This is a genomic window from Mycobacterium sp. (assembly GCF_044342925.1).
Taxonomy (GTDB): Bacteria; Actinomycetota; Actinomycetes; order Mycobacteriales; family Mycobacteriaceae; genus Mycobacterium.
On record NZ_JBIIOV010000159.1, the window covers coordinates 1 to 7458 of the forward strand.

At 68.3% G+C, this 7458-nt stretch carries 9 protein-coding genes; 7 read left to right on the forward strand and 2 right to left on the reverse strand.

Annotated elements, in window-relative coordinates; all coding sequences use genetic code 11:
* The first annotated feature begins 41 nt into the window (after nt 1–41).
* On the forward strand, nt 42–515 hold the full coding sequence (gene sufU / locus ADBZ6I_RS14440) for a Fe-S cluster assembly sulfur transfer protein SufU (protein ID WP_526385001.1): 474 nt from the start codon (nt 42–44) through the stop codon (nt 513–515).
* Nucleotides 512–898, forward strand: a complete 387-nt coding sequence (locus ADBZ6I_RS14445; protein WP_526384985.1) for a metal-sulfur cluster assembly factor — start codon at nt 512–514, stop codon at nt 896–898. Before sufU ends, ADBZ6I_RS14445 begins: the two co-directional genes overlap by 4 nt.
* Here ADBZ6I_RS14445 and ADBZ6I_RS14450 read toward each other — a convergent pair.
* Nucleotides 895–1182, reverse strand: coding sequence for a hypothetical protein (locus ADBZ6I_RS14450; protein WP_526384987.1), 288 nt, complete (start codon nt 1180–1182; stop codon nt 895–897). The genes ADBZ6I_RS14445 and ADBZ6I_RS14450 overlap by 4 nt on opposite strands.
* Before the next feature lie 92 nt (nt 1183–1274).
* Between ADBZ6I_RS14450 and trxA the strand changes: the two genes are divergently transcribed.
* Genes trxA through ADBZ6I_RS14465 form a run of 3 tightly spaced genes read left to right on the forward strand, consistent with a single transcriptional unit; the run spans nt 1275 to nt 4119 of the window.
* Complete coding sequence (gene trxA / locus ADBZ6I_RS14455; protein ID WP_526384989.1) at nt 1275–1634, forward strand: thioredoxin; 360 nt, start codon at nt 1275–1277, stop codon at nt 1632–1634.
* 47 nt (nt 1635–1681) lie between these two features.
* The gene (locus ADBZ6I_RS14460) at nt 1682–2494 is read left to right on the forward strand and encodes an enoyl-CoA hydratase (RefSeq protein ID WP_526384991.1); all 813 of its coding nucleotides are present in this window, start codon (nt 1682–1684) and stop codon (nt 2492–2494) included.
* Nucleotides 2491–4119, forward strand: a complete 1629-nt coding sequence (locus ADBZ6I_RS14465; RefSeq protein WP_526384993.1) for an ABC-F family ATP-binding cassette domain-containing protein — start codon at nt 2491–2493, stop codon at nt 4117–4119. Before ADBZ6I_RS14460 ends, ADBZ6I_RS14465 begins: the two co-directional genes overlap by 4 nt.
* A 7-nt stretch (nt 4120–4126) precedes the next feature.
* On the opposite strand, the gene ADBZ6I_RS14470 is transcribed toward ADBZ6I_RS14465, so the two are convergent.
* The gene (locus ADBZ6I_RS14470; RefSeq protein ID WP_526384995.1) at nt 4127–4852 is read right to left on the reverse strand and encodes a methyltransferase family protein; all 726 of its coding nucleotides are present in this window, start codon (nt 4850–4852) and stop codon (nt 4127–4129) included.
* A gap of 113 nt (nt 4853–4965) precedes the next feature.
* On the opposite strand from ADBZ6I_RS14470, the gene ADBZ6I_RS14475 reads away from it, so the two are divergent.
* Both ADBZ6I_RS14475 and ADBZ6I_RS14480 read left to right on the forward strand, forming a co-directional pair.
* Complete coding sequence (locus tag ADBZ6I_RS14475; protein ID WP_526384997.1) at nt 4966–5727, forward strand: O-methyltransferase; 762 nt, start codon at nt 4966–4968, stop codon at nt 5725–5727.
* 134 nt (nt 5728–5861) lie between these two features.
* On the forward strand, nt 5862–7458 hold a 1597-nt coding region (locus ADBZ6I_RS14480; protein ID WP_526384999.1), incomplete at its 3' end, for an AMP-binding protein.

Genomic DNA, 7458 nt, shown 5'->3' on the forward strand with positions numbered 1-7458 from the left:
CGCAGCGACCCGGGGTGGGAACCGCAGTGCGACTTGAGCAGATGTACCAGGACGTGATCCTGGACCACTACAAACACCCGCACCACCGCGGGCTGCGTGAACCCTTCGCCGCCGAGGTGCATCACGTTAACCCCACCTGCGGTGACGAGGTGACGCTGCGGGTGGCGCTGTCCGGCGACGGCGAGCAGGTGACCGATGTCTCCTACGACGGGCAGGGCTGCTCGATCAGCCAGGCCGCCACATCGGTGCTGACCGACCTGGTGATCGGCCAGAGCGTCGGCGACGCGGTGAAGACGGTGGACGCCTTCACCGAGATGGTGTCGTCGCGGGGCGCCATCGCCGGCGACGAGGACGTCATCGGTGACGGCGTCGCCTTCGCCGGGGTATCCAAGTACCCGGCGCGGGTGAAATGCGCGCTGCTGGGCTGGCTTGCGTTCAAGGCCGCCGTCGCGGAGGCGATGGCCTCGGCTGGGGCGGTCGCCGAGGCGACACACGACATGGAGGAGAGACGATGACCGAGGCCAAAGCTGTGGGCACCGAGGGCACGGGCGAAGCGCTGCCCGTATCCGAGGAGTTTCTCGCCGATCTGGAAGAGGCCATGCGCGACGTGGTTGACCCGGAGCTGGGCATCAACGTCGTCGACCTCGGCCTGGTCTACGGGCTGAGCGTGGAGAAGGCGTCCGAGGGTGACGGCAAGGTCGCCGTCATCGACATGACGCTGACGTCGGCGGCCTGCCCGCTCACCGATGTCATCGAGGATCAGACCGTCAGCGCCCTGGTGGGTCCGGGCCTGGTCAACGAGATCAGGATTAATTGGGTGTGGAACCCGCCGTGGGGCCCGGACAAGATCACCGACGACGGCCGCGAGCAGCTGCGGGCGCTGGGCTTCACCGTCTAACCGCGCTCACCGCGGCCGACGATCAGGTCCTTGATCTCGGCCAGTTGTTCGTCGACGGAGCGGAAGCGGGCCCGGATCTCGGTTTCGACGTTGGTGAGTCGGATTTCCACCTTGGTGACGGTCGCCTCCACCGAGGTGATCCGCCCGTCGATGCCGTTGAGGCGAAGCGAGTGCTCCCGCTGGTTGGCCCCGAGGGCATTGACCGCCGCCAGGACCGCCCGGTAATCCGCCTGTGAAGCCTCCAGGGCCGAGACCCGGGCCTCCAAGTCATCCAACGCCGCCATCAGTCGAGATTAACGCTCGCACCGGCTCTATGTCGTCGCTGATTTCACAGCCCGGGGAACAGAACCACCCACTCGCGGCGTTGTCCCATTTCATGGCTACCCGTGACCTGACTGCTGCCGACTTCAACGAGACCATCAGCGACAACGACATCGTCCTTGTCGATTTCTGGGCCTCCTGGTGCGGTCCGTGCCGCGCCTTCGCGCCGACCTTCACCAAGTCCTCCGAGCAGCATCCCGACATCGTCTTCGCCAAGGTCGACACCGAGGCCGAGGAGCAACTGGCGGCCGCCGCCGAGATTCGGGCCATCCCGACCCTGATGGCGTTTAAGCAGGGCCACCTGGTGTTCAACCAGGCCGGGGCGCTGCCGCCGGCCGCGTTGGAGGACCTGATCACCCAGATCCGGGACTTCGACCTCGACGCCGCGGCGGCCGGGAACACCACCGACCTCTGAGCCTCTGGCGCTGTGCGCTTTCTCGCCGCCGGCGATAGCGTGCAACGGTGACTGACTCCCTGGTGCTCGTCGACCGTCCGCGCCCGCACGTCGCCCTGGTCACGCTGAACCGGCCGGAGCGGATGAACTCCATGGCATTCGACGTCATGATCCCGCTGAAGCAGACGTTGGCGGCGCTGACCTACGACAACGACGTGCGCGTGGTGGTCCTCACCGGCGCGGGCACGGGTTTCTCCTCCGGCGCCGACCACAAGTCCGCCGGTGCGGTTCCGCACGTCGACGGTCTGACCCGGCCCAGCTACGCCCTGCGGTCGATGGAGTTGCTCGACGAGGTGATCCTGGCGATGCGCCGGCTGCACCAGCCCATCATCGCCGCGGTCAACGGCGCGGCCATCGGCGGCGGACTGTGTCTGGCGCTGGCCGCCGACATCCGGGTCGCCTCCGACGGCGCCTACTTCCGGGCCGCCGGCATCAACAACGGGCTCACCGCCAGCGAACTGGGCCTGTCGTATCTGCTACCCCGGGCTATCGGCAGCTCACGGGCCTTCGAGATCATGCTCACCGGCCGCGACGTGGACGCCGCCGAGGCCGAACGCATCGGCCTGGTGTCCCGGCAGGTGCCCGCCGCCCAGCTGCTGCCCACCTGCTACGACATGGCCGCCCGCATGGCGGCGTTCTCCCGGCCCGGCACCGAATTGACCAAGCGGACGCTGTGGACGGGATTGGACGCCAGTACCCTGGAAGGGCACATGCAGGCCGAGGGCCTCGGCCTGCTCACCGCAAACTTCGAAGAAGCGGTTGCCGCGCGCGCCGAGCACCGCGCCCCCGTCTTCACCGATGAGGAGGAGCGGCGGAATTGATCACCGCAACGGACCTTGAGGTCCGCGCCGGCGCGCGCACACTGCTGCTCACCGAGGGCCCGGCCCTGCGGGTGCAGCCCGGCGACCGGATCGGGCTGGTCGGCCGCAACGGCGCCGGTAAGACCACCACCATGCGCATCCTGGCGGGGGAGGGCGACCCCTACGCCGGCACCATCACCCGCAGCGGAGAGGTGGGCTATCTGCCGCAGGACCCCCGGGAAGGCGATCTGGAGGTGCTGGCCCGTGACCGGGTGCTCTCGGCCCGCGGCCTGGACACCCTGCTGTCCGATCTGGAGAAGCAGCAGGTGCTGATGGCCGAGGTGGTCGACGACACCGAACGCGACAAGGCCGTCCGCCGTTACGGGCAGTTGGAGGAACGTTTCGCCGCCCTGGGCGGCTACGCCGCTGAAAGCGAGGCCGGCCGCATCTGCGCCAGCCTCGGCCTGCCGGACCGGGTGCTGACCCAGCCGCTGCGCACGCTGTCCGGTGGTCAGCGCCGCCGCGTCGAACTGGCGCGAATCCTGTTCGCCGCCAGTGAATCCGGCGCCGGAACCGACACCACCTTGCTGCTCGACGAGCCCACCAACCACCTCGACGCCGACTCCATCAACTGGCTGCGCGACTTCCTCAAGGCCTACAGCGGCGGGCTGGTGATCATCAGCCACGACGTCGCACTGCTAGCCGAAGTGGTCAACCGGGTGTGGTTCCTCGACGCCGTGCGCGGTGAGGCCGACGTCTACAACATGGGCTGGCAGAAGTACCTCGACGCCCGCGCCACCGACGAACAACGGCGCCGCCGCGAACGCGCCAACGCCGAGAAGAAGGCGTCGGCGCTGCGCACCCAGGCCGCCAAGATGGGTGCTAAAGCCACCAAAGCCGTTGCCGCCCAGAATATGTTGCGCCGCGCCGAGCGGATGATGTCTGAACTCGACGCCGAGCGGGTGGCCGACAAGGTGGCCAAGATCCGGTTCCCCACGCCGGCCCAGTGCGGGCGGGTGCCGCTGGTGGCCAAGGGCCTGACCAAGAACTACGGGTCGCTGGAGGTATTCACCGGCGTCGACCTGGCCATCGACCGCGGCTCGCGGGTCGTGGTGCTCGGTCTCAACGGTGCGGGCAAGACCACGCTGCTGCGCATCCTGGCCGGCGCCGAGCAGCCCGAGGCCGGGCACATCGAACCGGGCCACGGCCTCAAGGTCGGCTATTTCGCCCAGGAACACGACACCCTCGACAACGCCGCCACGGTGTGGGAGAACATCCGCCACGCTGCGCCCGACACCGGCGAGCAGGAGTTACGCAGCCTGTTGGGCGCCTTCATGTTCAGCGGCCCGCAGCTGGATCAGCCGGCCGGGACACTGTCCGGCGGCGAGAAGACCCGCCTGGCACTGGCCGGCCTGGTGGCGTCGACGGCCAACGTGTTGCTGCTCGACGAGCCCACCAACAACCTCGACCCGGCTTCGCGGGAACAGGTGCTCGACGCGCTGCGCAGCTACCTCGGAGCGGTGGTGCTGGTGACCCACGACCCGGGTGCGGCCGAGGCGCTCAACCCGCAGCGGGTGGTGCTGTTGCCCGACGGCACCGAGGACTACTGGTCGCAGGACTACGCCAGCCTCATCGAACTGGCCTGACCGGCGCTCACCGCCGGGGCTCGGCGTGGGGCCGGGGGAACGGCAGCCAGTACGGCACTCGCCGCGCGTAGTCGTCGAACGCCTCGCCGTAGATCCGCCGGTAGCGGCGTTCCTTGAACCGCGGTGCCACTACGCAGTAGGCGGTGAGCACCACGGCGACCACGAGTTGGTCGGGCGTCCACGTCGGCACCGTCCACAGCGTCAGCGCGAAGGTGACGTAGATCGGCTGCCGGATCGCCCGGAAGGGGCCCTTCTGCGGCATGCCCGGATAGCGCGGCGGCCGGCCCTTGTACAACGCGGTCCACCCGAGGCTGCCGGTCTGCAGCCCGAGGCCCGCGCTCCACATCGACCACAGCAACAGTAGCCAGGACGTCCCGTACAGCACCGCCATGGCCACCAGGGCGGCGCCGTGTGCCCGCCACCACACCGTGCCGCTGGGCGACCACAGTGCGAAAAGCGCAAAGGTCTGCAGTCCGGCGATGGTGGCGAAGGTGGTCGTCGACAGCGTCGAGCCGGTTCCCTGCGGCGCCAGCCGGCCGAGAATCCGCCGGCCTCGGGCGGTCAGCAGCAGCGAGTGCACCACCGGAAACAGCACCAGCAGCGCGGCGTTGGCCACCCAGTTCCACGGCGGTGGTACCCCGCCCAGGGATTTGCTCATTCCGAAGAACATCGCGACCATCATGGCGCCCACACCGAGGGCGAAGAAGCTATGGCAGACAAAGCCGTAACTCAACGCCAGCAGGGTTCGGCCGGTCGGCTCGGTGCGCGGTGAAGAGGAGATGACATCAGTGTGGCATCGCCCGGTTCGGCTTCCCAATTGTGAAGTGGTGCCGTAATGATTGGGTCATGAGTCTGCGTCGACGACTGCCCATGCTGCGCTGGTCGGTGCTGCGAGCAGCGTTGGGCAACCGCAACTTCGCCACCAAAGGTCAGCTCGGTGACGGCCGGGAAGCGGCGGCTGCCGACTTCGTGGTGGCCCGCGCCCGACCCGGTGATCCCGCCGACGCCCTGGCCAAGTTGGACGAGTTCGCCTACCGGAAGTCGTTCCTGGTCAACGTCGGTGACGAGAAGGGTCGTTTGCTGGACGCCGCGGTTCGTCGCGCCGACCCCCGGTTGGCGCTGGAACTGGGCACCTACTGCGGCTACGGGGCGCTGCGCATGGCCGTGGCGGCGCCGGCAGCCACGGTGGTGACCGTCGAACTGGCCGAGGCCAATGCCGTTGTGGCACGACGGATCTGGAAACATGCCGGCGTCGGCCATCGGATCAGCTGCGTGGTGGGAACCATCGGGGACGGTGGCCGCACGCTGGACCGGCTGGAAAACGAGCACGGAATCACCACCGGTGCGCTGGACTTCCTCTTCGTCGACCACGACAAGAACAGCTACCTTGCGGATCTGCAGAGCATCCTGGGCCGTGGCTGGCTGCACCCCGGTTCGATCGTCGTCGCCGACAACGTCGTCATCCCCGGCGCCCCGAAGTACCGGCGCTACATGCGCGAGCAGGAGGGCCTGCTGTGGCGGACCGAGGAGCATCCGGCTCACGTCGAGTACCAGACGCTGCTGCCCGATCTGGTGCTTGAGTCCGAGTACCTCGGTCCGGCTAGTTAGCTGGGCTGCCCACTGCAGCCGCGCTACATCGCGCTTTTCGGCTATCCTCTGCGTAATACTTCCGTCATCCTGTGTTAGCGTTTGGCGTCCTGTTCTCGCCGGGGGGGAGATCGACTGTCGTGTCCGAACCGGCGATGTCGTTACCGGAGCTGCTGGCCCGCAGGGCCGCGGAGCAGCCTGACGGCCTCGCCTACCGGTTCCTCGATTACGACGTTGACGTGCAAGGATTCGCTGAAGAGCTGACCTGGTCGGAGGTTCACCAGCGGGCCCGGCTGATCGGTGATCACCTCCGTGAGCACGGTTCCCGCGGTGACCGGGTGGCGATCGCCGCACCGCACAGCCTCGACTACGTGCTCGGTTTCCTGGGCGCCATCCAGGCGGGTTTCGTGGCGGTGCCGCTTCCGGTGCCCCATCCCGGGGCGCTCGACGAACGGTTTGCCGGAGTGCTGCGCGACTGCTCACCGGCGGCTCTGGTGACGACGTCGGCCGCCGTCGCCGAGACGGTGCCATACACAGGCGCACACGGCCTGGCCGTCGTCGAGGTCGACGCACTGGACTTCGGCGCGACCCCCGGTGTCGACGCGCCGGCCCCCGACCCGCATGCCGCGGCGTATCTGCAGTACACGTCCGGTTCGACGCGCGCTCCCGCCGGCGTGGTCGTGACCCACCACAATGTGATCAGCAACCTGGATCAGATCACCAACGAATACCGGCACGGCGTCACCGAGAACCGGCACCTGGTGTCGTGGCTGCCGTTCTATCACGACATGGGATTGATTCTGGGGGTGCTGATCCCGATCATGGTCGGCAGGCCCGCGGTGCTGATGACGCCGATGGCGTTCCTGCAGAAACCGGCGCGTTGGCTGCAGCAGCTGGCGATGAACACCGACACCTTCACCGCCGGGCCGAATTTCGCCTACGACCTCTCGGTGCGCCGGGTCACCGACGAAGATATGGCCGGCCTGGATCTGGACGGTGTGGTCGGCATGATCCTCGGCGGCGAACGCGTCCACGGCGCCACCATGCGTCGCTTCGCGGAGCGGTTCGCGAAATTCGGGCTGCGCGAGTCGGCCCTGCGGCCGTCCTACGGGCTGGCCGAGGCCACAGTGCATGTGGCCTCGTCGGCGGGCGAGCGGGCGCCTGCGGTGCTGACCTTCGACGCCGACAGGTTGGCCGCCGGCCACCTGGAGCGGGCCCGGGGCGACGGCGTGGAACTGGTCAGCTGCGGTGCCGCGGGTTCCTGCGCGGTGCGGATCGTCGATCCCGACAGGCTGATCGAACAACCCGCGGGCGCGGTAGGCGAGATCTGGGTGCACGGCGACCAGGTGGGCGCCGGTTACTGGCGCAACCCTGAGCTGACGGAGCGCACCTTCCGCGGCCGCCTAGCGAATCCATCGCCAGGAACCCCACCCGGACCGTGGTTGAGGACCGGGGATCTCGGGGCGATGTTCGACGACGAATTGTTCGTCATCGGCCGGATCAAGGACCTGTTGATCGTCGACGGCCGCAACCATTACCCGGACGATATCGAGGCCACCGTCGAGGACATCACGAACTCCCGGGCCGTGGCTGTCGCGGTGCCCACCGACACCACCGAGACATTGGTCGCCATCGCCGAGGTGAAGACGCCCGGTGGTTCACCGGAACTTCGCGACGTGAAGCGCCAGATCGCCGCAGCCATCAGCGCCTGCCATGGCCTGCGGGTCAGTGACCTGGTGTTGGTGGCACCCG